Annotated in this window: 23 protein-coding genes; 18 read left to right on the top strand and 5 right to left on the bottom strand. The window is 67.4% G+C overall.

What is annotated here, in order from left to right; genetic code table 11:
• Positions 1–126: 126 nt before the first annotated feature.
• From ACQY7V_RS01735 to ACQY7V_RS01725, 3 genes are all read left to right on the top strand, one after another.
• Positions 127–870 (top strand): L-ribulose-5-phosphate 4-epimerase, encoded by a 744-nt coding sequence (locus ACQY7V_RS01735; RefSeq protein ID WP_428638611.1) that lies wholly within the window; start codon positions 127–129, stop codon positions 868–870.
• A complete protein-coding gene (gene araA, locus ACQY7V_RS01730; protein WP_428638610.1) occupies positions 870–2,378 on the top strand; it encodes an L-arabinose isomerase in 1,509 nt (502 codons plus the stop codon). The genes ACQY7V_RS01735 and araA overlap by 1 nt, the downstream gene beginning before the upstream one ends.
• A gap of 588 nt (positions 2,379–2,966) precedes the next feature.
• Entirely contained in the window at positions 2,967–3,251 is a 285-nt protein-coding gene (locus ACQY7V_RS01725) for an HU family DNA-binding protein (protein WP_154476535.1), read from the top strand.
• A gap of 168 nt (positions 3,252–3,419) precedes the next feature.
• Here the strand turns inward: ACQY7V_RS01725 and ACQY7V_RS01720 are convergent, their stop codons facing one another.
• On the bottom strand, positions 3,420–4,580 hold the full coding sequence (locus ACQY7V_RS01720; protein ID WP_320785570.1) for an ROK family protein: 1,161 nt from the start codon (positions 4,578–4,580) through the stop codon (positions 3,420–3,422).
• Positions 4,581–4,770: 190 nt separating this feature from the next.
• On the opposite strand from ACQY7V_RS01720, the gene ACQY7V_RS01715 reads away from it, so the two are divergent.
• From ACQY7V_RS01715 to ACQY7V_RS01675, 9 genes are all read left to right on the top strand, one after another.
• A complete protein-coding gene (locus ACQY7V_RS01715; RefSeq protein ID WP_303777669.1) occupies positions 4,771–6,078 on the top strand; it encodes an alpha-L-fucosidase in 1,308 nt (435 codons plus the stop codon).
• A gap of 36 nt (positions 6,079–6,114) precedes the next feature.
• A complete protein-coding gene (locus ACQY7V_RS01710; protein ID WP_428638608.1) occupies positions 6,115–7,389 on the top strand; it encodes an ABC transporter substrate-binding protein in 1,275 nt (424 codons plus the stop codon).
• Positions 7,390–7,414: 25 nt separating this feature from the next.
• Positions 7,415–8,329: a carbohydrate ABC transporter permease gene (locus tag ACQY7V_RS01705; protein WP_235361311.1), complete on the top strand. Its 915-nt coding sequence runs from the start codon at positions 7,415–7,417 to the stop codon at positions 8,327–8,329.
• The gene (locus ACQY7V_RS01700) at positions 8,319–9,233 is read left to right on the top strand and encodes a carbohydrate ABC transporter permease (protein WP_303773824.1); all 915 of its coding nucleotides are present in this window, start codon (positions 8,319–8,321) and stop codon (positions 9,231–9,233) included. The genes ACQY7V_RS01705 and ACQY7V_RS01700 overlap by 11 nt, the downstream gene beginning before the upstream one ends.
• Before the next feature lie 63 nt (positions 9,234–9,296).
• Positions 9,297–10,781: a M81 family metallopeptidase gene (locus tag ACQY7V_RS01695; protein ID WP_428638606.1), complete on the top strand. Its 1,485-nt coding sequence runs from the start codon at positions 9,297–9,299 to the stop codon at positions 10,779–10,781.
• A complete protein-coding gene (locus ACQY7V_RS01690; RefSeq protein ID WP_428638605.1) occupies positions 10,778–11,728 on the top strand; it encodes an ROK family protein in 951 nt (316 codons plus the stop codon). Before ACQY7V_RS01695 ends, ACQY7V_RS01690 begins: the two co-directional genes overlap by 4 nt.
• On the top strand, positions 11,728–12,417 hold the full coding sequence (locus ACQY7V_RS01685) for a copper homeostasis protein CutC (protein ID WP_428638634.1): 690 nt from the start codon (positions 11,728–11,730) through the stop codon (positions 12,415–12,417). Before ACQY7V_RS01690 ends, ACQY7V_RS01685 begins: the two co-directional genes overlap by 1 nt.
• Positions 12,418–12,446: 29 nt before the next feature.
• A complete protein-coding gene (locus tag ACQY7V_RS01680) occupies positions 12,447–12,788 on the top strand; it encodes a DUF3039 domain-containing protein (protein WP_154476551.1) in 342 nt (113 codons plus the stop codon).
• Entirely contained in the window at positions 12,785–14,596 is a 1,812-nt protein-coding gene (locus ACQY7V_RS01675) for a DEAD/DEAH box helicase (protein WP_303773826.1), read from the top strand. The genes ACQY7V_RS01680 and ACQY7V_RS01675 overlap by 4 nt, the downstream gene beginning before the upstream one ends.
• A gap of 130 nt (positions 14,597–14,726) precedes the next feature.
• Here ACQY7V_RS01675 and ACQY7V_RS01670 read toward each other — a convergent pair whose 3' ends face one another.
• On the bottom strand, positions 14,727–16,067 hold the full coding sequence (locus ACQY7V_RS01670) for a nicotinate phosphoribosyltransferase (RefSeq protein WP_277299219.1): 1,341 nt from the start codon (positions 16,065–16,067) through the stop codon (positions 14,727–14,729).
• Between the two features lie 81 nt (positions 16,068–16,148).
• On the opposite strand from ACQY7V_RS01670, the gene clpS reads away from it, so the two are divergent.
• The 4 genes from clpS to ACQY7V_RS01650 are packed head-to-tail and all read left to right on the top strand — an operon-like array spanning position 16,149 to position 18,660.
• On the top strand, positions 16,149–16,436 hold the full coding sequence (gene clpS / locus ACQY7V_RS01665) for an ATP-dependent Clp protease adapter ClpS (protein WP_428638602.1): 288 nt from the start codon (positions 16,149–16,151) through the stop codon (positions 16,434–16,436).
• The gene (locus tag ACQY7V_RS01660) at positions 16,433–17,008 is read left to right on the top strand and encodes a DUF2017 family protein (protein ID WP_235361317.1); all 576 of its coding nucleotides are present in this window, start codon (positions 16,433–16,435) and stop codon (positions 17,006–17,008) included. Before clpS ends, ACQY7V_RS01660 begins: the two co-directional genes overlap by 4 nt.
• 9 nt (positions 17,009–17,017) lie before the next feature.
• Positions 17,018–17,854, top strand: a complete 837-nt coding sequence (gene murI / locus ACQY7V_RS01655) for a glutamate racemase (protein ID WP_303777664.1) — start codon at positions 17,018–17,020, stop codon at positions 17,852–17,854.
• The gene (locus ACQY7V_RS01650) at positions 17,851–18,660 is read left to right on the top strand and encodes an MBL fold metallo-hydrolase (RefSeq protein WP_235361319.1); all 810 of its coding nucleotides are present in this window, start codon (positions 17,851–17,853) and stop codon (positions 18,658–18,660) included. The genes murI and ACQY7V_RS01650 overlap by 4 nt, the downstream gene beginning before the upstream one ends.
• A 71-nt stretch (positions 18,661–18,731) precedes the next feature.
• Here the strand turns inward: ACQY7V_RS01650 and ACQY7V_RS01645 are convergent, their stop codons facing one another.
• Positions 18,732–19,652, bottom strand: a complete 921-nt coding sequence (locus ACQY7V_RS01645) for a LysR family transcriptional regulator (protein WP_184453374.1) — start codon at positions 19,650–19,652, stop codon at positions 18,732–18,734.
• 139 nt (positions 19,653–19,791) lie between these two features.
• Between ACQY7V_RS01645 and ACQY7V_RS01640 the strand changes: the two genes are divergently transcribed.
• Entirely contained in the window at positions 19,792–19,920 is a 129-nt protein-coding gene (locus tag ACQY7V_RS01640) for a histidine kinase (protein WP_184453372.1), read from the top strand.
• Between the two features lie 83 nt (positions 19,921–20,003).
• Here ACQY7V_RS01640 and rdgB read toward each other — a convergent pair whose 3' ends face one another.
• Together rdgB and rph are read right to left on the bottom strand one after the other, a co-directional pair.
• Positions 20,004–20,693 carry an RdgB/HAM1 family non-canonical purine NTP pyrophosphatase gene (rdgB, locus tag ACQY7V_RS01635; protein ID WP_428638598.1) on the bottom strand — a complete coding sequence of 230 codons (690 nt, stop codon included), beginning with the start codon at positions 20,691–20,693 and terminating at the stop codon, positions 20,004–20,006.
• Positions 20,690–21,460: a ribonuclease PH gene (rph, locus tag ACQY7V_RS01630; protein ID WP_154476569.1), complete on the bottom strand. Its 771-nt coding sequence runs from the start codon at positions 21,458–21,460 to the stop codon at positions 20,690–20,692. Before rph ends, rdgB begins: the two co-directional genes overlap by 4 nt.
• Positions 21,461–21,496: 36 nt before the next feature.
• Here rph and nudC point away from each other — a divergent pair, with 36 nt between their 5' ends.
• On the top strand, positions 21,497–22,531 hold the full coding sequence (gene nudC / locus ACQY7V_RS01625; protein ID WP_428638596.1) for an NAD(+) diphosphatase: 1,035 nt from the start codon (positions 21,497–21,499) through the stop codon (positions 22,529–22,531).
• Positions 22,532–22,556 lie beyond the last annotated feature (25 nt).

The raw sequence follows: 22,556 nt of genomic DNA, 5'->3' as shown, positions 1-22,556 counted from the left end.
CGTGGACAACACCGCGATGTGAGCGTTAACCTAAGGAGTGTCGGCGCACATGCGCCCTGGCATCGACCGAGCCCGACACAGCGGAGTGCTCGCGGCTTCGTCGCCCCGGAACCGGAAGGAAGACCAATGGACCATCGCGATCCGTCCACCTGGGATGCGGAGTTCGCCGCGCGCGTGCGCGCGACCCGCGAAGTCGTGTCCGCGCTCCACGCCGAGCTGCCCCGATGGGGCCTCATCGTCTGGACCGCCGGGAACGTCTCGCAACGCGTGAAGGGGCTCGCCGCCGACGGCTCCCAGGATCTGCTCGTCATCAAGCCCTCGGGCGTGTCCTACGACGAACTCATGCCCGAAACGATGGTCGTCTGCGACCTCGACGGCCGACTCGTCGAGGGCGAGGGCTCGCCCTCGTCCGACACCGCCGCCCACGCCTACGTCTACTCCCACATGCCCGAGGTCGGCGGCGTCGTCCACACGCACTCGACCTACGCGACCGCCTGGGCCGCCCGCGGCGAGGAGATCCCCTGCGTCCTGACGATGATGGGCGACGAATTCGGCGGCCCCGTCCCCGTCGGCCCCTTCGCGCTCATCGGCGACGACTCGATCGGCCGCGGCATCGTCGACACCCTCAGGGAGTCCCGCAGCCCCGCCGTCCTCATGCGCAACCACGGGCCCTTCACGATCGGGAAGGATGCGCGCGCAGCGGTCAAGGCCGCCGCGATGGTCGAAGAGGTCGCCCGAACGGTTCACATCGCCAAGCAGCTCGGAGAGCCGATCCCGATCCCCCAGGACAAGATCGACTCCCTGTACAACCGCTACCAATTCGTCTACGGACAGCACGAGGGCGATGGCGCCCCGGAAGGAGAGAACTGATGACCGGTTTCTACGAAGGGCGCGAGGTCTGGTTCTACACCGGATCCCAGGACCTGTACGGCGAGGACGTCCTCGTCCAGGTCGCCGACCAATCGCGCGAGGTCGTCCGCCTCCTCAACGAGTCCGGGCTCATGCCCGCCCCCGTCGTGTGGAAGCCCGTCCTCAAGGACTCCGACTCGATCCGCCGGGCGATGCTCGAGGCCTCGGCCGACGACAAGGTCCTCGGCGTCATCTCGTGGATGCACACCTTCAGCCCGGCGAAGATGTGGATCCGCGGACTCGAGGTCCTCTCCAAGCCGCTCCTCCATCTGGCGACGCAGGCCAATGTCGAGATCCCCTGGGACACCATCGACATGGACTTCATGAACCTCAACCAGGCCGCCCACGGCGACCGCGAGTACGCCTACATCCTCACGCGCCTCGGCGTCGCCCGCACGACCGTCGTCGGCCACGCCTCGAACGCCTCGACCTGCGCGCGGGTCGCCGACTGGATCCGAGCAGCCGCCGGCTTCGCCGCGACGAATGAGCTGCGCGTGGTCCGCTTCGGCGACAACATGCGCAATGTCGCCGTCACCGAGGGCGACAAGACCGAGGCCGAGCGCCGACTCGGCGTCTCGGTCAACACCTGGGGCGTCAACGACCTCATCGCCGTGGTCGACGCGGTCGAGGATGAGGCGATCGATGAGCTCGTCGCCGTCTACGAGGCCGAGTACGAGGTCGAGGACGCGCTGAAGAAGGGCGGCGAGCGCCACGAGTCGCTCCGATACGCGGCCCGCGAGGAGATCGCCCTGCGCCGCTTCCTCGACGAGCGCGGCGCGAAGGCCTTCACGACGAACTTCGAGGACCTCGGCACGCTGCGCCAGCTCCCCGGCCTCGCCGTGCAGCGCCTCATGGCCGACGGTTACGGCTTCGGCGCCGAGGGCGACTGGAAGACGGCCGTCCTCGTGCGCGCGGCGAAGGTGATGGGGGAGGGGCTGCCCGGCGGCGCCTCGCTCATGGAGGACTACTGCTACAACTTCGTCGAGGGCGCCGAGATGATCCTCGGGGCGCACATGCTCGAGATCTGTCCCTCGCTCACCGCTTCGAAGCCGCGGATCGAGATCCATCCCCTCGGCATCGGCGGCAAGGAGGACCCGGTCCGCATGGTCTTCAACGCGGACGCCCGCCCCGGCGTCGTCGTCGCCATGTCGGACATGCGCGACCGCTTCCGCCTCACCGCGAACGTCGTCGACGTCGTCGAGCCGCCCCGCGACATGCCCAAGCTCCCCGTCGCGCGCGCGATGTGGCAGCCCAAGCCCGACTTCTACACCTCCGTCGAGGCGTGGCTGACGGCCGGCGCCGCCCATCACACCTGCATGTCGACCCAGGTCGGCGTCGAGGTGTGGGAGATGTTCGCGAAGATCGCGAAGATGGAGCTCCTCGTCATCGACGAGCAGACGACCCGCCGCGACTTCGCGGCGAGCTCGAAGTGGAACCAGGCGTATCACCGCCTCGCCGAAGGACTGTGAGTCCGAAGCGGCCGATTCGAGAGCCTCATCGGCCGCTCCGAGCGCAGCCCCTGTTCGCGCACGAGGGCGCACCCGAAGACTTCGGGTGCGCCCTCGGTGTCTATGCGGAGCGGAGGGCAACGGGACCGTGCAGAAGGACGCCGAAGGGATCATGACCCCGTGACGTCCGCTGCGGTGATCGCGACGGTGCGGCTGAACTCGGAGAGCCTGGCGGGCGGGCTCCGAACTGAGCAATGCCGATGCTCGGTGGAAACCCCTGAACAGGCACGGAGGGACGCAGCTGCATGAGTGCGAGCCGCATTGGCCCTCCCGGAATGAGAGCACTGGTGCGCGCCCCGCTCGACCCGCGCATCCTCTCTCCGAACTCGCGCTTCCGAGGCGCTGCCCTCACCTGATCTGTCCGATCAACAGGCCTGAATCAGCGCGCGAAGCCGCCTTCTGCCACCCGAAAATGACCACATGGCAAGAAACCTGGGTCAAAAGCGTGACTTTCCGCGCTCGAAGTGGGATTTTTGCCGCTGATTTCGTAGTGTTTTCACCAGCGACCGCCGCAGTGGCGGTTTGTACGAAAAGGAATGAGGTTCCTCCATGTCCGTGAATCGCACCGAGCTCGTCTCCAAGATCGCCGAGCGCGCCAACCTGACCAAGGCCCAGGCGGATGCCGCTCTCGGCGCTTTCCAGGACGTGCTCGTGGAGTCGCTCGCCCAGGGCGAGGCCGTCAAGGTCACCGGTCTCTTCTCGGCGGAGCGCGTCGAGCGCGCCGCGCGTACCGGCCGCAACCCCCGCACCGGTGAAGAGATGCAGATCCCCGCGGGCTTCGGCGTGAAGCTCTCGGCCGGCTCGAGCCTGAAGAAGGCCGTTTCCTCCAAGTGAGGCCATGTCTCATCGCTGAATGAGGCTGCGGGGCGGGTGCAACATGCACCTGCCCCGCCTTTTCGTCCGCCGAAGCGCGTCCATCGCATAGACGTGCCTTCGGAGGTGAAGCCGGGGGGCGGCATTCGAAGAAGGGATCGCCCCCGGTCCCTCCGTCCCGCCGACCGCTCAGTCCATGTCGGTGCTGAGGCCCCCGATGGCGGCGGCTGAGGCGACTGCTCCTTTGAGGGCGGCATCGATTCCCGCCGAGGTGGCCTCGATGACGAGGTTCCTCGTGATGAGCGGGTGACAGTTTGCATAGAGAGCCGCTCTGATGGCCGCCAGGAAGGTCTCGGAGGTGGACAGGCGCCCTCCGATGAACACCGCGTCGGGGTTGAGGAGCCCCGCGATGACGCTCAGGGCCTCGCCGAGCCGTGAGCCCGCGGTCCTCAGGAGTTCCAGGGCGGCGCCATCGGCGTTGAAGTCGGCGTTGAGGAGGTCCTCCAAGTCCTGTGGCCGCCCAACTGCTTCGCTCCATTGCCGGGCCAAGGCGAGGCCGGAAAGAACCGTGTCCAGGCATCCTGTCTTACCGCAGGCGCACGGAAGATTCCCGAAGGCGGGCATTCGCACGTGAACGATGTCGCCGGCGGCACCAGTGGCCCCCCGATGGAGGCGAGAATCGATGACGACACCGACGCCGATGGAACCGCCCGCCTTCACGGTGATCGAGTGCTGGAGTTCCGGGTGCTCGAGGTGCTCCCCGAGCGCCATGATGTCGGCATCGTTCTCGATGGCGACGGGGATTCCGAATCGTGCGGAGAAGACATCGGCGATGGGGAAGTGATGCCAGCCGCGTAGTCGTGAACCCGAGTCGACCCATCCGTTTTTGTGGTCGATGGGTGCAGGGAGTCCGATGCACGCTGCGGCGGGGCTTCCTGAATCGATGTTGTCGGCGATCATCTCGTCGATGGTGGTGAAGAGGAGATCGAGGACTTTCTGAGGTCCAATCGACGAATCGATTTTGAGGGAGCGGAAGTCGACGATTTCACCATGCGCCTTCGCAAGGCCGAGGCGCGCGTGGTGCGTGCCGAGATCCGCAGCGAGTACCGTGCGCTCGCTGGAGGCGAGGGCGATGGCCCTGGAGGGGCGGCCTGTACCAGAGGGCAGGGAGCCGATGTCGATGAGTTCCCCCGAGTCGATGAGCTCACGGGTGCGGAGCGAGACTATCGAGGGGGATGCGGGGAGCAGCGCGACGAGGTCGCCCCGTGTCTGTGCGCGGCCAGTGCGGACGAGGTCGAGGATCCGTCGATGGATCTCGAGACGAGGGGGTGGTGTTGCGTCGGCAGGCATCCGGGCTCCTTTGGCGAATCCGCGCCGAATTTGTGCAACAAGTATTGCAGAAAGTCTGCTGACTTGCATCCATTCTGTTATCGAATCTTGAGAAACAAACGATGAAATCGCGTTGATGGATCATGTATGCTTCGACACATCGAGTAGGACAAAGCGGTCCTATTTATGCAAACTGTCGAAAGAAGTGAGAATGAGCCGCTCTTCCGCCGCCGACCGACGTGCCGATCACCGCTGGTTCGACGAAGCCCGCTTCGGACTCTTCGTCCATTTCGGTCTCTACTCCGTCGCCGCTCGCCACGAATGGGTGATGACTCGTGAACGTCGCACCGTCGAGGACTATGAGCGCTACGCCGAGTTCTTCGAGCCCGACCTCTTCGACGCCTCGAAGATCGCAACCCTCGCGAAATCCGCAGGGATGGGGTACGCCGTTCTCACGACGAAGCATCACGACGGCTTCTGCATGTGGGATTCCCGATTCACCACCTACACGTCGATGCATCATCAGCACAGGGACTTCGTCCGTGAATGGGTCGATGCACTGCGCGCAGCGGGACTCAAAGTGGGGCTCTACCACTCCCTGCTCGACTGGCACCATCCCGATTTCCCCTATGACTTCCACCATCCGCGTCGTGACGACGCGGACGCCCGGGACGCCCACCCGGAGCGGACGATGGCCGAGTACAGGACCTACCTCCACAATCAGGTCCGCGAGCTGCTCACGAACTACGGGACGATCGACTACCTCTTCTTCGACTTCTCTTATCCCTGGGAATCCGACGGATGGAAAGGCAAGGGCAAAGAAGATTGGGGTTCTGATGAACTCCTCGCAATGGTGCGCGAGCTTCAGCCCGGGATCATCGTCAACGACCGACTCGATATCCCCGCTGATCTCGTCACGCCCGAGCAGTACCAGCCCTCGGCGCCGATGGAGATTGATGGTGAGCGCGTACGCTGGGAGGCCTGCCAGACCCTCAACGGTTCGTGGGGTTACGACCGGGACAATCTCGATTTCAAATCGACTGATCTCATCGTGAGGATGCTGTCCGACACGGTCTCCAAAGGCGGCAATCTCCTCCTCAACATCGGTCCTGATGGTCGAGGCGCGGTATCTCCCGTCGACGAGCACACGCTCGCCGAAGTCGGGGAATGGATGCGCCTCCACCGCAATGCGATCGTCGGTGCGGACGCCGCGGAGGGGTTCACAGCACCCGAAGGCGCTGTGCTCACGAAGCGGGGCGACAGGCTTTACATCCATCTGCTCCACTGGCCCTTCGGGCACCTCCACCTTCCCGATCTCGCGGGCAAGGTCCGTTTCGCACGCCTGCTCAACGACGGCTCCGAACTCAAGATGACCGAGTTCTCGCCGGAGACCGTCGCGCTCACCACCGAACCCGGGGGGCAGCCCGCAGGAACCCTCACCCTCGAGCTGCCCGTCAGGCGCCCCGACGTTCTCGTCCCCGTCATCGAGCTCTATCTGAGCCCCGATGCGCTTCGCTGATCGATCACTCAATCACCATCTCAAAGGAGAGAAACCATGACACAACGAAAGACCGCGTTCCTCGTGGCAGCAGCCATGACCGCCACGATGGGGCTTGCCGCCTGCTCGGGCGGCTCGGCCTCCGACGGAGCCTCGGACGGCTCCGGTGTGAAGGTCACGTGGAACATGTGGGCCGGCTCGACGGATGACGAGAAGTGGGTTGCGGATACCGCGGACATCGTCCGTTCGCAGAACCCCGATATCGAGCTTGATACGCAGACCTCTTCGTGGGGCGACTACTTCACGAAGCTCACGGCGAACGCCTCGTCTGGGAATCTCGCCTGCGTGACCTCGATGAACGGTCAGCGACTCTCCGGCTTCCATCAGACCCTGTCGCCCTTGAGCGATGAGGATCTGAAGAAGGCTGGAATCGACAAGTCTGCTTTCGCCGATGGCGCCCTCGACATCCTCTCCTACGACGGAAAGGTTTACGGCGTTCCTTATGACGTCGCTGCGATGATGGTCTACTACAACCGTGACATGCTCGCCGAGACGGGAACCCCGGAGCCGGCGGCCGACTGGACCTTCGACGACTTCGTCGCAACGGCGAAGGGCGCGACCACCGATGCGCATAAGGGATTCGCCGTGGGCATGGGCGAGTTCCAGTGGATGGCGCTGCCGATCGCGAAGTCCGGTGTTCAGCCGGTCGATCCCTCCTCCACTCTCCAGCTCACCGACCCGGCCTTCGTCGAAGCCGCCGAGTGGTACGCGGATCTGGTCCTCAAGGAGAAGGTCGCTGATCCCGTCCCTTCCGCGTCCGAGGCCGGATGGGGTGAGGATCAGTACTCCAATGGCAACGTTGCGATGGCTGTCGACGGCACCTGGAACGCCGTGGGCTACTTCACCAACGATGCGGGCTTCAAGGCCGGAGCGACTCGTCTGCCCTCGGGCGACAAGGGCTCACTCGGCCTCGTTCTCGGATCCGGATTCGGCATCGCCGCGAACTGCGAGGGTGCTGAGCGTGATGCCGCCCTCAAGGTTCTCGGGTCCCTCGTCTCGAAAGAAGCCCAGGATCTCATCGGGTCTTCCGGCCGGTCCTTCCCCGCGCTGAAGGCCTCCCAGTCGGCCTACTTCGAGTCGCTCGACGAATCGATCCGCGATGACATCAAGGCTGCATTCGAAGCCGCCTTCTCGGACACCGTCGGACAGAACTCAACCGCCAAGTGGACCCAGGTGAACGAGTACTTCACCCCGAACCTGGTTTCCGTCTACTCCGGAGCAATGCCGATGAGCGAGATGCTCTCCCAGGCGCAGGCCCAGTTCGGCAACTGAACCTTCCCACGAAGCACACGGACCCATGAAATCTCCATCGACCTCGCGGCGCGGCCGCTCGGTGATGGCGAAGCGGGAGTCCCGCCAGGCCCTGGCCTTCGCAAGCCCGGCCCTGGTGGGACTCGCCGTGTTCACCATCGCGCCAGTCCTCCTGTCCATCGTCATGAGCTTCTACGACTGGCCGGCTTTCGGCGAGAGAAGCTTCGTCGGCCTGAAGAACTATCAATGGCTGATGACCCAGAGTCCCGACTTCTGGCCGGCTCTGAGGAACTCGGTGGTCTTCACAGTCCTCTACGTGCCGATCAATATCATCGTCTCGCTCACCATGGCACTCATCCTCGGACCCAGGATCCGGGGGAGGAACGCCTTCCGGGTTCTCTTCTTCATCCCCGTGGTGACGCCGATGGTGGCCAATGTTCTCGTGTGGAAGATGCTCCTTCAACCCCAGGGCCTTTTCAACGGGATTGCGCAGGGGTGGTTCGGCGTGAAGCTCCCGTCCTTCCTCGCGGATCCGCACTGGGCGATGATCATGATCGTCGTCATGTCGGTTTGGCAGGGTGCTGGTTACAACATGCTCATCTTCTCGGCGGCGCTCGAGGAGCTCCCGGACTCGGTGATGGAAGCGGCGAGGATCGATGGGGCGACCGGTGCGATCATGCTCTTCCGCGTCATCATCCCGATGATCTCGCCCTCGATCTTCTTCGCCGCCGTCATGACGGTCATCTCCTCGCTCCAAGTCTTCGTCCAGCCGCAGATGCTGACGGGTGGCGGCCCCGGCAACTCGACGCTCCCTCTCGTCATGTTCATCTACAACACCGGCTTCAAATTCCAGCAGCTGGGAATGGCGGCAGCCGCGGCATGGATCCTGTTCGCACTGGTCATTCTCGTGACGGCGTTCCAGTTCCAAGCTCAGAAGAGGTGGGTCCACTATGAGTCGTGATCGTGTCTCCTCGCCCTCGAAGAAACGTTCGGGCGAGCCCGCCGCGAAGCTCTCGAACGTGGGACTGCTGGGCGGCGAGCCCTCGAAGGTGAAGGACTTCGTCGCGAATGCGGTCGTCTGGGTCGCGGCCTTCTTCTTCGCCTCGCCACTGATCTACGCCTTCTTCTCCTCCCTCAAGGCCAAAGATGAGATCTACGCGGTGCCGCCGACGCTCTTCGGGGCGCGCCTGCGCTGGGAGAACTACATCGAGGTGTTCACCTACGGACCTTTCCTGCGCTACATCGCGAACTCTTTCATCGTCGCCATCCTCGGTACGCTCGTCGTCCTCATCGTCTCTTCCACGGCGGGCTACGCTTTCGCCCGCTTGCGCTGGCGAGGCCGTGAAGGGGCTTTCGTCGCCTTCCTCGCCACGATGATGGTTCCTGCTGAAGTTCTCGTGATCCCCATGTTCATCGTCATGCAGGAACTCAACTGGGTGAACACGTATCAGGCGCTGATCCTCCCCTTCGCCTTCGGAGCCTTCGGCACCTTCCTCATGCGCCAATTCATGCGAGGGATCCCCTACGAACTCGAGGAAGCGGCACGGGTCGACGGTGCCGGGCCGCTGCGGACCTTCATTCAGATCATCCTCCCTCTGACGAAGTCGGCGATCGCGGTCCTCGCAGTGTTCACCTTCATGAGTTTCTGGAACTCCTACCTGTGGCCGCTCATCGTCACCGTCGACTACTCCGAGCTCGGAACGCTTCCGGTCGGCCTGGCCTCCTTCTCCTCGCAGAAGGGAACGCGGATCGACCTGCAGATCGCAGCCTCCATGATCTCGATGGTGCCGACCACGCTGCTCGTCATCCTCCTTCAGAAGCACCTCATCAAGGGGATTTCCATGTCGGGCATGGGCGGGCGCTGATCCGCCGCGCATCGTGTCCGACATCGTTTCAGACCATCAGATCGTCCTCACCGAGGAGAAAAAATGCCCGTTTTCCCCGTCGCAACACCGGCCCGCGCACCCCGCATCGCCGTCTGCGGCATCCACATCGAATCCTCGACCTTCACGCCCTACATCTCCACCGAGGCGGACTTCATCGTCACGCGCGGGGACGAGCTCATGACGCGCTTCCATTGGCGCGACGAGCCGTGGGCGAGGGCGGTCGAGTGGATCCCGATCCTCCACGCCCGAGCCCTTCCCGGCGGAGTCGTCGAACGCCGCTCCTACGAGGCGTGGAAGGCCGAGATCCTCGAGGGACTGGGCGCCTGCGGCCCCCTCGACGGCCTCTTCTTCGACATCCACGGGGCGATGAGCGTCGAGGGCATGGACGATGCCGAGGGCGACCTCATCTCGGCGATCCGCGGGGTCATCGGGAGCGGGCCGATGGTCTCGGCCTCGATGGACCTCCACGGGAACGTCTCCCACGCCCTCTTCGAGGGCTGCGACCTCCTCACCTGCTACCGGATGGCGCCGCACGAGGATGCCCTCGAGTCCCGCGAGCGGGCCGCCCGCAACCTCGTCGACCGCCTCGTCGCGGGCGCGCCGAAGCCCGTGAAGGCGCTCGTCCACGTCCCGATCCTCCTCCCGGGCGAGAAGACCTCGACGAGGATCGAACCGGCGAAGTCCCTCTACGGGCGGATCCCGGCGATCGAGGCGAAGGAGGGGATCCTCGACGCGGCGATCTGGATCGGCTTCGCGTGGGCGGATCAGCCCCGCTGCAAGGGCGCGGTCGTCGTCACCGGCGATGACGCCGCCCTCGTCGAGGCCGAGGCCCGTGAACTCGGACGGGCCTTCTGGGACGCTCACGACGACTTCGAATTCGTCGCCCCGGTCGCAACGATGGAGGAGTGCCTGAAGTACGGCGAGACGGCCGAGGCGCCCTATTTCATCTCCGACTCGGGCGACAACCCGGGCGCGGGCGGCGCCGACGACGTCACCGTCGCCCTCAAGGCCCTCCTGGGGTGGGAGCCGGTGAAGTCCGCGTCCAAGGACGTCGTCCACGCATCGATCGTGGATCCTGCGGCGGCGGCCCTGTGCTGGGAGGCGGGAGTCGGCGCCGAGGTCGAACTCGAGGTCGGGGGCAAGATCGACGCCCGGGATCCCGGACCGGTCCCCCTCCGCGGCACGGTGCGCTCCCTCGTCGACGATCCGAGGGGCGGGCGCACTGCGGCGATCCGATGCGCCGGACTCACCCTCATCGTCACCACGAAGCGGAACCAGTACACGGAGTTCGAACAGTTCGAACGACTCGGAATCGATATCACGAGGGCGGATGTCGTCGTCGTGAAGATCGGTTACCTCGAGCCGGATCTCTATGAGACGCAGAAGTCGTGGCTGATGGCCCTGACTCCCGGAGGCGTGGATCAGGACCTCATCCGCCTCGGTCACAGCCGCATCGATCGGCCGATGTTCCCCTTCGACTCGGATATGGATCCGGGTGAGCTGCCCGTCACGGTGAGCATCCCGTGAACGGTGGGACCGGCCGTTCGGACGGCCTCTTCGCGGGCATCGACATCGGCGGCACATCGATCAAATGGACGATCGTCGACTCGAAGGGGCGAACGCTCTTCGAGGGCTCCGCCCCGACGGATCCCGACTCCGTGGCGGGGCAGAGCGCGCAACTGGTGGGCGACCTCGTTTCCGCGCATCCGGCGATCGTCGGCCTCGGCGCCTGCTGCCCCGGGATCGTGGATGAGGATCGGGGGATCGTCGTCTACGCCTCGAACCTCAACCTCCGTGAAGCCGAGCTCCGCTTAGAGCTGGAGGAGGCGGCCGGACGGCCGATCCGCCTCCTCCATGACGGGCGTTCGGCGGGCTTGGCCGAGGGGCTGCTCGGCGCGGGGCGCGGAGCGTCCTCCTTCGTCATGATCCCCATCGGAACCGGGATCTCCGCAGCGCTGTGCTTCGGCGGGGATCTGTGGGCCGGTGCGAGCTTCTCCGCCGGGGAGATCGGGCACTCGCCGGTCTTCCCCGAGGGCGAAGCCTGCGCGTGCGGTCAGAGGGGCTGCCTCGAGGTCTACGCCTCGGCGAAGGGGCTGGTGAAGCGTTACCGCGCGGCGGGCGGCGAGGCTGCAGGAGCGCGCGGCGTCGAGGCGCGTCTCGGCGAGGACCCGCGCGCCGACGAGGTCTGGGCCGCGGCCATCGACGCCCTGGCGATCTCCTTGACGCAGATGACCTTCGCCCTCGACCCCGAAAGATTCGTGATCGGCGGCGGATTGTCTCGGGCCGGCGAGGTCCTCCTCGATCCGCTCCGCCGGGAGCTCGCCTCCCGTCTGCGATGGCGCAAGGCGCCGGAAGTCGTGCGAGCGGGGCTCGGTTCGACGGCGGGCAGGTGGGGCGCGCTCATCGCCGCCGCCCGTGCCGTCGGCTCCGAGTGCTACCGGGAGTGGAGCGTCCTCGAGCAGGTGGTCCCGTGATGACCCGGGTGGAGCTGTGCGTTCAAGACCTCGAGGGCGCGCGCATCGCCCGCGAGGTCGGCGCGGATCGGGTCGAGCTGTGCGCGGACATCTCCGTCGGCGGTCTGACTCCTTCCTTCGAGCTCGTTGAAGCGGCGTCCCGTCTGGGCTTCCCGGGAGGGATCGCGGTCCTCGTGCGGCCGAGGGCGGGAGACTTCGTCCACGACTCCCGGGAGATCGGCGTCATCGAAGGAACGATGAGGGACTACTCGGAGCGCTTGGGCCGCGCAGCCCGTCTCGCCTTCGTCGTCGGCGTCCTCGATGAGAGGGGACTCATCCACCGGGAGGCGATCCGCTCCTTCCGCGAGGCCGCGGGAGACCATGACCTGGTATTCCATCGGGCCTTCGATCGGCTCGAGGACCGCTACGAGGGACTCGAGATCCTGCGCGGACTCGGGGTCGATCGCGTTTTGACGACCGGCGGCCATGAGTCCGAGGCGGACCCGACTGAATTGCGGCGCCTCATCGAGGCCGCCGGGGACGACATCACGATCCTGGCCTCCGGGGGGCTGCGCTCGGGGAACGTCGCGCGGATCGTCTCCCTCAGCGGGGCCAGGGAAGTGCACATGCGCGCGCCGGCCGGACCGGATCGGACCGATCCCCGGGAGGCCGCGGCGATCATGTCGGCTCTCACACCCCCCGACTGGTGATGCCCGCCCCCGGCCCTACAATGGGGGGCATGCGCGATGCCCTCGATGAACCGACCGGACCCGGAGCCCCCGAGGGGCCGGGTGGACCGTCGACCCGCACTTCGACGGGACTGCTGGAGCGGACCGAGGTCGAGCAGGAGAAGTCGCCGGGCGACGGCGATCGCTTCGCTCATTTCGTGCGCAAGGACAAGGCGGATTCCTCGATGATCACGGGGCAGCCCGTCGTGGCCCTGTGCGGGAAGGTCTGGATCCCCACCCGGGACGCCTCGAAGTACCCCGTGTGCCCGACGTGCAAGGAGCTGCGGGATTCGATGGGGAAGAACGGCCGCAATTGGCCCTTCTCCGACGGTTCGGGAGGCTCCGGCAAGTGAGTGCGGCGCAGGATCGGTCTCATTTCCCCGCCCGCGCCTCAGCATCCGCCGCCAGAACCCTTTCGCCCTCCTTCCCCGATCGCGCGCGCAAGGGGACCGCGGGGAGTCTGCGCGCGTGGCAGGCTGAAGCGCTCCGCCTCTACCTCGAGCGGGCGCCCAGGGATTTCCTCGCCGTCGCGACTCCGGGCGCCGGGAAGACGACTTTCGCCCTGAGGATCGCCGTCGAGCTCATGGGGGCGGGCGTCGTCGACAAGGTGACCGTCGTATGCCCGACGGAGCATTTGAAGACGCAGTGGGCCGACGCCGCGGCGCGCGTCGGCATCCACATCGACCCGGCCTTCTCGAACGCGCAGGGGCGGGCTGGCTCGCATTTCGACGGCGTCGCCGTGACTTATGCGCAGGTCGCGGCCAATCCTTCCGTGCATTCGGCGCGGACGAGGGCGAATCCGACCCTGGTGATCCTCGACGAGATCCATCACGCGGGTGACGCCCTGTCGTGGGGCGACGGGGTGCGCGAGGCCTTCGATTCGGCGACCAGGCGCCTCGCCCTCACGGGCACGCCCTTCCGCTCGGACACCTCACCGATCCCCTTCGTCCGCTACGAGGCGGACGCGGACGGGATCCGCCGCTCGAAGGCGGACTACACCTACGGCTACGGCGACGCCCTGCGGGACAAGGTCGTCCGTCCGGTCCTCTTCATGTCCTATTCGGGCACGATGTCGTGGCGGACGAACGCGGGCGACGAGATGTCGGCCCGCTTGGGCGAGCCCCTGACGAAGGACATGATGAAGCAGGCGTGGCGGACGGCCCTCGACCCCAAGGGGGAGTGGATTCCCGCGGTCCTGCGCGCCGCCGACCTCCGCCTCGAGGAGGTGCGCCGCCAGATCCCCGACGCGGGGGGCCTCGTGATCGCCTCGGACCAGACGAAGGCCCGGGCCTACGCGCGTCATCTGCGCGAGATCACCGGTCGTGCCCCGGTGGTCGTCCTCTCCGACGATGCCGACGCCTCGGATCGCATCGACGCCTTCCGCGAGGGCGACGAACGGTGGATGGTCGCGGTCCGCATGGTGTCCGAGGGTGTGGACGTTCCGCGCCTCTCGGTGGGCGTCTACGCGACGAACACCTCGACCTCGCTCTTCTTCGCCCAGGCCGTCGGCCGTTTCGTGCGGGCCCGCAGGCGCGGCGAGACCGCGACCGTCTTCATTCCCTCCGTCGTCCAGCTCCTCGATCTGGCCGGCGAGATGGAGGTCGAACGCGACCACGCCCTCGACCGCCCCAAGCCCGAGGGCGAGGACGCGATGTGGAACCCGGAGGACGCCCTCATGCAGGCGGCGAACCGGCAGGAGAGGGCTTCATCGGATCTGCTCGGCCAGTTCGAGGTCCTCGGCGCCGATGCCGAGTTCGATTCGGTCCTCTTCGACGGCGCGGCCTGGGGGCAGGGCGCCGAGGTGGGCTCGGAGGAGGAGCAGGAGTACCTGGGGATCCCGGGCCTTCTCGACGCCGACCAGGTGACGACGCTCCTTCGTGCGCGCCAGGCCGAGCAGATGGCCGCGCAGTCGAAGCAGAAGTCGGCGTCGCGGATGCGCGAGCAGAACGCGGGCCTGGCCGATCACCGCGTGCGCGCGGCCAAGCGCAAGGAGCTGTCCCACCTCGTGTCCTCGTGGTCGCGCAGGTCGGGCGAATCGCACGCGATGATCCACTCGAAGCTGCGGACCCGATGCGGCGGCCCTGAGATCGCCCAGGCGACCACCGAGCAGATCGAGGCGCGCATCGCGCTCTTGCGCGAGTGGTTCGTCGGCCGCTCCTGACCCGGCTCCTCCCGCCGGGGAGCGGGACGGAGCGGAAGACAGCGGGACGCGGGAACGGGCCCCTTCGGGTCCGCCCTTCGTCGTCGGGCGCCTCCGCCCTCGGCGATTGGATTCCCGAGGGCGGTCGGACTCAGCCCTCGATGTAGCGGGTCGGGATCGCCGTTTCTCCTTCAGAGAGCCTCCACGCCTGGTAGGGCAGCTCGTTGCGGGTCCGGACGTGGTGGGCCTGCGCCTTCTCCAGAGCGCCGTCCTTCCACAGCTCGGATCGGATCTCACCCTTCGTGATGAGCGGGATCTGCAGGCGGCGCGCGCCGAGCTCGTCGAGCTTGGCCTCAGCGGCTTCGCGGGAGGAGGCGACGACGAGGATCTCCTCAGCGGCGTAGCCCTCCTCGTCGAGCACGCGGCCCGCGAGCTTGCGCCCGCCGACGGTCGACTTCGACTCGGACTTCTTCGCGACCGGCTTCATGACGCCGTCGTCGCCCTCGCGCGCGACGAGCTTGTACACGAGAGCCGCAGTGGGCACGCCCGAGCCGGTGACGAGTTTCGTGCCGACCCCGTAGGAGTCGATGGGGGCGGCGCCGAGGGCGGCGATCGCGTACTCGTCCAAGTCGTTCGTCACCGTGATCTTCGTGGTGGTGGCGCCGAGGGCGTCGAGCTGTCCGCGGACCTTGAAGGCCTGTGCGACGAGGTCGCCGGAATCGATGCGGACCGCGCCGAGCTCACCGCCAGCTGCGCGCGCCGCCTCGACGGCGTTGAGGACCCCCTGCGGGATGTCGTAGGTGTCGACGAGGAGGGTCGTTCCCGGTCCGAGAAGGGCGATCTGCGCGTCGAAGGCCTCGCGTTCGGAATCGTGCAGGAGCGTGAAGGAGTGCGCGGCCGTGCCGATGGCCCTGATGTTGTAGCGCTTCGCCGCCTCGAGGTCGGAGGTCCCCGCGAAACCGCCGATGATGGCGGCGCGCGCCGCGGAAACGGCGGCGCGCTCATGGGCGCGCCGCGCGCCCATGTCCATGCAGGGGCGGCCGTGCGCGGCGATGGTCATGCGGGACGCGGCGGAGGCGATCGCGCAGTCGTGGTTGAGGATCGACAGCAGAAGGGTTTCGAGGATCGTGCATTCGGCGAAGGTGCCCTCGACGGTGAGCAGCGGCGAGCCCGGGAAGTAGCACTCGCCCTCGGCGTAGCCCATCATGTCGCCGGAGAAGCGGAACTCCTTGAGGTAGTCGAGGGTCTCATCCGAGACGATGCCCCGCGCGTGGAGGAAGTCGATCTGCTCGGGCTCGAACTCGAAGCGCTCGAGGGCCTCGAGGATCCGGCCCGTTCCGGCGACCACGCCGAAGCGCCGCGTCGCGGGGAGCCTGCGCCCGAAGACCTCGAAGACGGAGGGCCTCATCGCGGTGCCCGTCTTCAGGGCGGCGTCGATCATCGTGAGCTCGTACATGTCCGTCAGCAAGGACGTGGAAACCGAAGATGGCATAGGGCGAGGGTATCGCGATCCGGGTGCGGGTCGAGAGGCGAAACCTCAGCGATTCGACGAATCCTTGCATAGTGTGGAGCCATGCCGAGCACGACAGCCCTTCCTCAAGGCGCGACATCGACGCGATCGACGCCGATCCCGTCGTGGCGCACCGTCGTCTGGGACGACCCTGTGAATCTCATGGATTACGTGACGGGCGTCTTCATCAGGCATTTCGGCTATTCGGCCTCGAAGGCGCGGGCGCTGATGATGGAGGTCCACACCCGCGGCCGCGCGGTGGTCTCGACCGGGATGCGCGAACGCATGGAGGCGGATGTGGTCGCCATGCACGGCTACGGCCTGAAGGCGACCCTGGAGGCGGTCTCGTGATCGGAGCGTTCCGCTTCGAGGAGGGCGTCTACCGGGCGAGACTCGAAGCCCCCTATTCGACCCTCATCGCGCGGCTCATGCGCGAGATCCTCGTCGTCCTGGACGAGCCGGGGGAACTGGGGAGTTTCATTCAGGCGGCGACGCAGCTGGAGACGGAACGGCCGGCTCCCGAGGAGCGCGCGCTGGGGCACCTGCTCCCCGCGATGAGCGAGGATCCGGAGGACGCTTCGGGCCTTCGCGCACTGACGGAGGACTTCCTCCGGGCGGAGAAGTCCTCGCGCTTGCGGGTCGTCGGCGGGCAGATCGAGCGGGTGGCGCTCCACGGGGGAGCCGAGGTCGAAGTCGCGCCCGACGAGGTGTGGGAATGGCTGGCCGCGCTCAATGATCTTCGTCTCGGTCTCGCCGGCGAGCTCGGCCTCGAAACCGATGGGGACGTCGAGCGCATCGAGGCTCTCGCCTGCGCGGATCCGGACGGGAGCCGCGAGCAGCCCGCCGCTGCGATCTACTCGCTGCTCACCTGGTGGCAGGATTCACTCATCGCGGCCCTGAACTCTTCGGAGGCGTCGAACTAGGGTCGAAGCATGGACAACGCGCCGATTGGCATCTTCGACTCCGGCCTGGGGGGCCTGACCGTTGCGCGCGCCATCATCGACAAGCTCCCCGACGAGGAGATCTGCTACCTGGGGGACACGGCGCACACCCCCTACGGCCCCCGTCCGATCGCCCAGGCGCGCCGCTTCACCCTGGAATGCTTGGACGCCCTCGCTTCGCGGGGCGTGAAGGCCCTGGTGATCGCCTGCAACACGGCGACGGCGGCCGCCATTTCGGATGCGCGTGAACGCTATTGGATCGACGCGCGGATCCCCGTCATCGAAGTGATCACGCCGGCTGCCCGCCGGGCGGTCGCCACGACCCGGAATCGGCGCGTCGGCGTGATCGGCACGGAGGCGACGATCCAGTCCGAGGCGTATCGCCATGCGCTCGCGGCCGTTCCCGGTTTGACGGTGGTCGAGCAGGCCTGCCCGCAGTTCGTCGAATTCGTCGAGCGCGGCGTGACGACGGGCCCGGAGCTGGAGGCGGTCGCGCGCGAGTATCTGGAGCCCCTCAAGGCCGCGGATGTCGACACCCTGGTCCTGGGCTGCACGCACTACCCCCTGCTCACGGGGGTGATCGGCCGCGTCATGGGCGATTCGGTCTCCCTGGTGACCTCGTCCGAAGCGACTGCGAACGCGACCTACAACGAATTGGTCGATCGCGCTCTCCTGCACGAGCCCTGGGCCGAGGGCCGCTCCCCCTCGCACCGCTTCCTCACCACCGGCGCGGGCGAGTCCTTCCCGCGTCTGGCCCGCCGCTTCTTGGGCCCCGAGGTGGCGCGCGTCGATGAGATCGCGATCGATTCGACGGAGACGGGCGCATGAGGCTGACGATCATCGGTTCGACGGGTTCGATGTCGGGTCCGGCGTCTCCGGCCTCGTGCTATCTCGTCCAATCCGAGGGCGCGGATCCGGTGACGGGCGAAGTGCGGACGTGGAACGTCGCGCTGGAGCTCGGGCCGGGATCCTTCGGGGCGCTGTGGCGCCACATCGATCCGCGCGACCTGGATGCGGTGGTCCTGTCGCACACGCATGCCGATCACATGGGGGACATCATCTCCTTGCAGGTCCATCGGCGCTGGGGCCCCGGGGCGGACCTGGGGCCGCTGCTCCTGGCGGGGCCGGTCGGCACGGTGGAGCGCATCCGTCAGATCGACGGCACGCGCCTCCCCGATGACTACTCCGGCGAGTTCACGATCCTCACGGTGCGCGCGGGGGCTCCCTACCGGGTCGGTCCGATGACCTTCACGCCCTTCCCCGGAGTGCATACGATCGAGTCCTTCGGCACGCGCATCGAGGGGCCCGCCGAGGGCGATCCCGATTCGCGGGTTTCGCTCTTCTTCACGGGGGACACCGATGAGGCCCCGGCGATTCTCGAGGGCGCTCGCGGCGTCGATCTGCTGCTCTGCGAGGTGGGCTTCACTCAGGCCGATGAGGTCCGCGGGATTCACATGGACGGGGTCCGGGCCGGACGGCTCGCGCGCGAGGCGGGGGTCGGGCGTCTGGTGGCCACGCACATCCAGCCGTGGACCGACCGGGAGGTCGTCGAGGGGGAATTGCGCTCCCAGTGGTCGGGGCCTCTCGATTTCGCCGATGCGGACAGGGTTTTCGTCCTCGGCCCTCGGTCTTAGGGGCGGCGGGCCCTTTCGGCGGATCGTGAGGCGCGCGTCCGCCGGTGCTGTCGGTGCTTCGGCTCTGCGGCTCAGGCTTGCGCGCCGCGCCAATCGCCGTGGTGCTCGGCGACCCACGAGAACAGGCCGGTGAGGACCTGGCCGGTCGCCGTTGAAATCGCGTCCTCGCCCTTGCGATGGCGGACGAGGATCCGCCGGTATCCGAGGCCGGGCAGCGTGGTGACGCGCATGCCGTCGAGGTTGATTCCGCGTACCGCCATCGAGGGCAGGATCGTCGAGCCCTTGCCCGCGCGGACGAGGGCGTGGGCGGCTTCGTAGTTGATGTAGGAGTAGGGCACCCACTTCGGGTGGCGCAGGGCCGATGAGATGCGCTCCATGGTGTGGTAGCCGATGGTCTCGGGGTGGACGCGCAGCCATTCGACATCGGCGAGGTCGCGTTCCGAGCCGACTTTGGGGGCGGATTCGGGGCTGACGAGGACCCAGGGCTCGTCGATGAAGGAGGTGTCGACGAAGCCCTTGGGCGCGATGCCGGGAGCGGTGTCGCGCTCGAGCATGAGCAGGTCGATGCGGCCGGCGCGCAGGTCCGCCATTCCGCGGGGCTCGTCGACCTCGTTGATGTGGATCTCGACTCCGGGAAGGTCGCGTTCGAGGGTGGAGGACAGGGGCAGGAGGACGTTGCGGATGACTGTCTGGAATCCGCCGATGCCGACGACGCCGGTCACCTGTCCGGTGATCGGGCGGAGGTCGCGGGCGATCTCATTGAGGTCGTTCTCGATGCGTTCGGCGCCCTGCACGAGGATGCGGCCCGCGGGGGTGAGCATCGCGCCGGTGGGGGCGCGGTCGAGGAGGGTGAGTCCGACTTCTTCTTCCAAGCGTCTGATCTGCTGAGATACCGCCGAGGGGGTGAGTCCCAGGACATCGGCGGCGGCGACGATGCCGCCTTCCCGATGGACTGCGAGCAGGTGGGAGAGGCGTCTCGGGTCGATGCGCACGGGAACCTCCTGGTATGTAGAAAAAATGAATCTGTGTTGAAGTGTACTTCGATTGGACTATATGTGCATTTCGGGCACAATAGTGGTATGGCGCACGGGAGCACCTGAATCCCGGCGCCTCGAACAAAAGGGGTCCGACATGTCGACGTTCATCCGCGCTCGCCTCGTCCAGTTCCGCTCCTACGTCACCAGGTACCGTCGCCAGCAGAGGGACGAACTCCAATTCTGCATGGACCGGCCGATCTACGGGTCCCTCGTCGCCCGCTGAGACGGACGGCGGGGCGCACCCGGCGCGAGACCGCCCGGCGCCGCCCGTGAGCATCGGGCGGCCGACGGGCTCGCCCGCCCTCGTCACCCGTGCGCTGAAAGCTCCATCGCCTGAAGGATCGACGGAACGAGAGCCCTGAAGGCGATGCCGCGATGGCTGATCGCGTTCTTCTGCTCGGGCGTCATCTCCGCAGTCGTCACCTCGAATCCGTCGGGAACGAAGATCGGGTCGTAGCCGAATCCGCCCTCGCCCCTCCGCTCGCGGATCAGGACCCCCTTCACCTCACCGCGCTCGACGAACTCGCGCCCATCGGGGAGCACGAGGGCCGCGGCGGAGACGAAGGACGCCCGACGATTCCGATCGGGCACGTCCGACAACTGAGCGAGGAGAAGGCTGAGATTGGCCTCATCATCCCCGTGCCGACCGGACCAGCGCGCGGAGAAGATCCCGGGAGCACCGCCCATGACCCCGACCGCCAGGCCCGAATCATCCGCAAGCGCGGGCAGGCCCGTCAGCGCGACAAGTGCCCGCGCCTTGATGAGCGCGTTCTCCTCGAAGGACGCGCCGTCCTCCACGGGATCGGGCGCGTTGAAATCGGACATGCGCGCAATGCCGTCGACCGTCGAGCCGCCCAGAGCCTCGGAGAGGATCGCCTCGAGCTCGCTGATCTTGTGCGCATTCGAGGTCGCGAAGACGAGGCGGGGCGCGCCCTCATCGGGCCGGGCGCCGTGGACGGAGGCGGCAGGGGCGGCGGGATCCTGAACGGCGCTCATGCCAGCGTCACCGTCTCACCGGGCTCGGCGGCCAAGGCGCGCTTTTGCAGGTCGGCGAGCTGAGCGTTCCCGATCGAGGCGAGGTCGAGCAGATCGGACAGCTCGTCGCGCGAGAAGGGGCGGTGCTCGGCGGTGCCCTGGACTTCGATGAAGGCGCCCGAACCGGTCTGCACGACGTTCATATCGGTCATCGCGCGCACATCCTCGACGTAGGGCAGATCGAGCATCGGCGTGCCGTCGACGACGCCGACCGAAATCGCCGACACGGAGTCGGTGAGGACGGGGGAGGCGGCCTTCGGAGTGATGAGCCCCCGTTCGACGCCCCAGTTCACGGCCTCGGCGAGGGCGACGTAGGCGCCGGTCACCGAAGCGGTGCGGGTGCCGCCGTCGGCGCGCAGGACGTCGCAGTCGAGGACGATGGTGTTCTCCCCCAGGGCGGTCACGTCGATGATCGCGCGAAGCGAACGGCCGATGAGCCGGGAGATCTCCTGAGTGCGCCCCGAGACCTTGCCCTTGACGGATTCACGCTGGGAGCGCTCCGAGGTCGCGCGCGGGAGCATCGCGTATTCGGCGGTGAGCCAGCCCTCGCCGCTGCCCTTGCGCCACCTCGGCACGCCCTCGGTGAGGGAGGCGACGCACAGGACGCGGGTCCGTCCGAACTCCACGAGGACGGACCCCTCGCCCGTCCCGGACCACGAACGGGTGAGGGAAACGGGGCGGAGCTGGTCGAAAGCGCGCCCGTCGGCGCGAAGATCACTATTCGTCATGGGCCCCAGCCTAGTCGAGGGCGTTAGCGTGGAGTCATGAGCCTTCATCTTCCCCTGGCGCGCGGGCGCCTGCTCCACACGGCTGCGCTGCGCGAGGCGGTCGATCCCGTCGCGCTCATGAGGGAGGGGACGGGCGCCCTGCGAGGGCTCGCCGGCCCGGCCGCCGAGGAGGCGTCGCGAATCCGCAGCACCGGCGTGATCGCGGTGACCCGCGAGGGCTCCGTCTGCCTCGATCCCCCTCCGCTCGGGCCGGCCGCTGCTCCTCATCGGGCGGGCCCCGCGCGATCCTCGCAGATCGACGAGGGCGCGCGCCTGCGCCGGATCGAGGGGGAGGATGCGGAGCGCCTGCTGGGCGCGCGCGCCCTGCCCCTGCTCATCGGCGCGAACGCGAAAGGCGAGCTCCTCGTCGCCCTCGTCGCGGATGCGCCCGATCCGCGGCTCGGGCGCTGGATACACCTGAGGAGCTGCGCGCACCTGATCGCCGACGACGAGTCCGCTCTCGCGGTGAGCGCGACGGCCCTGGCGGCCTGGCACGCGGACTACCGCTTCTGCCCGGCCTGCGGGACGCGGACGCGCCCGATCCTGGGCGGGTGGGCGAGTGAATGCGCGGCCTGCGGCCGTCAGGAGTATCCGCGTCAGGACCCGGCGATCATCGTGGCGGTCCTCGATGAGCGGGATCGTCTGCTCCTCGCCCACAACACGGCGTGGCCCCATCCGCTGGCGTCTTTGATCGCGGGTTTCGTCGAGGCCGGTGAGACGCCGGAGGCGGCCGCCCGGAGGGAGGTGCTCGAAGAGGTCGCGCTGGTGATCGACGCGCCCGTCTATCGGGCGGCGCAGCCCTGGCCCTTCCCCCGTTCGCAGATGATGGGCTACGCGGCGCGCCTTTCCCCCCATTCGCCTCTTGAGCCCGCGCCCGACGGCGCGGAGATCGACTGGGCCGGGTTCTTCACGCGCGACGAGGTCGCGAAGGCCCTTCGCGGGGGCGATTTCGTGGCGCCGGGGCCCGCGTCGATCGCCCATTCGATGATCGTCGACTGGTTCGGAGGCCCCCTTCCGACGCCCGGCCCCTGATGGGGATGAACGGAAGACGCCCGAG

The sequence above is a fragment of the Schaalia sp. genome, assembly GCF_050312375.1.
Lineage (GTDB): Bacteria > Actinomycetota > Actinomycetes > Actinomycetales > Actinomycetaceae > Pauljensenia > Pauljensenia hyovaginalis.
Note: the sequence above shows the minus strand (reverse complement) of the source record. Positions and strands in the feature narration are given on the sequence as shown.

Bases quoted from the DNA above. Each gene is read 5' to 3' on its own strand.
- ACQY7V_RS01735 (WP_428638611.1), top strand. From the start codon at position 127: ATGGACCATCGCGATCCGTCCACCTGGGATGCGGAGTTCGCCGCGCGC.
- araA (WP_428638610.1), top strand. From the start codon at position 870: ATGACCGGTTTCTACGAAGGGCGCGAGGTCTGGTTCTACACCGGATCC.
- ACQY7V_RS01725 (WP_154476535.1), top strand. From the start codon at position 2,967: ATGTCCGTGAATCGCACCGAGCTCGTCTCCAAGATCGCCGAGCGCGCC.
- ACQY7V_RS01720 (WP_320785570.1), bottom strand. From the start codon at position 4,580: ATGCCTGCCGACGCAACACCACCCCCTCGTCTCGAGATCCATCGACGG.
- ACQY7V_RS01715 (WP_303777669.1), top strand. From the start codon at position 4,771: ATGAGCCGCTCTTCCGCCGCCGACCGACGTGCCGATCACCGCTGGTTC.
- ACQY7V_RS01710 (WP_428638608.1), top strand. From the start codon at position 6,115: ATGACACAACGAAAGACCGCGTTCCTCGTGGCAGCAGCCATGACCGCC.
- ACQY7V_RS01705 (WP_235361311.1), top strand. From the start codon at position 7,415: ATGAAATCTCCATCGACCTCGCGGCGCGGCCGCTCGGTGATGGCGAAG.
- ACQY7V_RS01700 (WP_303773824.1), top strand. From the start codon at position 8,319: ATGAGTCGTGATCGTGTCTCCTCGCCCTCGAAGAAACGTTCGGGCGAG.
- ACQY7V_RS01695 (WP_428638606.1), top strand. From the start codon at position 9,297: ATGCCCGTTTTCCCCGTCGCAACACCGGCCCGCGCACCCCGCATCGCC.
- ACQY7V_RS01685 (WP_428638634.1), top strand. From the start codon at position 11,728: ATGACCCGGGTGGAGCTGTGCGTTCAAGACCTCGAGGGCGCGCGCATC.
- ACQY7V_RS01680 (WP_154476551.1), top strand. From the start codon at position 12,447: ATGCGCGATGCCCTCGATGAACCGACCGGACCCGGAGCCCCCGAGGGG.
- ACQY7V_RS01670 (WP_277299219.1), bottom strand. From the start codon at position 16,067: ATGCCATCTTCGGTTTCCACGTCCTTGCTGACGGACATGTACGAGCTC.
- clpS (WP_428638602.1), top strand. From the start codon at position 16,149: ATGCCGAGCACGACAGCCCTTCCTCAAGGCGCGACATCGACGCGATCG.
- murI (WP_303777664.1), top strand. From the start codon at position 17,018: ATGGACAACGCGCCGATTGGCATCTTCGACTCCGGCCTGGGGGGCCTG.
- ACQY7V_RS01650 (WP_235361319.1), top strand. From the start codon at position 17,851: ATGAGGCTGACGATCATCGGTTCGACGGGTTCGATGTCGGGTCCGGCG.
- ACQY7V_RS01640 (WP_184453372.1), top strand. From the start codon at position 19,792: ATGTCGACGTTCATCCGCGCTCGCCTCGTCCAGTTCCGCTCCTACGTC.
- rdgB (WP_428638598.1), bottom strand. From the start codon at position 20,693: ATGAGCGCCGTTCAGGATCCCGCCGCCCCTGCCGCCTCCGTCCACGGC.
- rph (WP_154476569.1), bottom strand. From the start codon at position 21,460: ATGACGAATAGTGATCTTCGCGCCGACGGGCGCGCTTTCGACCAGCTC.
- nudC (WP_428638596.1), top strand. From the start codon at position 21,497: ATGAGCCTTCATCTTCCCCTGGCGCGCGGGCGCCTGCTCCACACGGCT.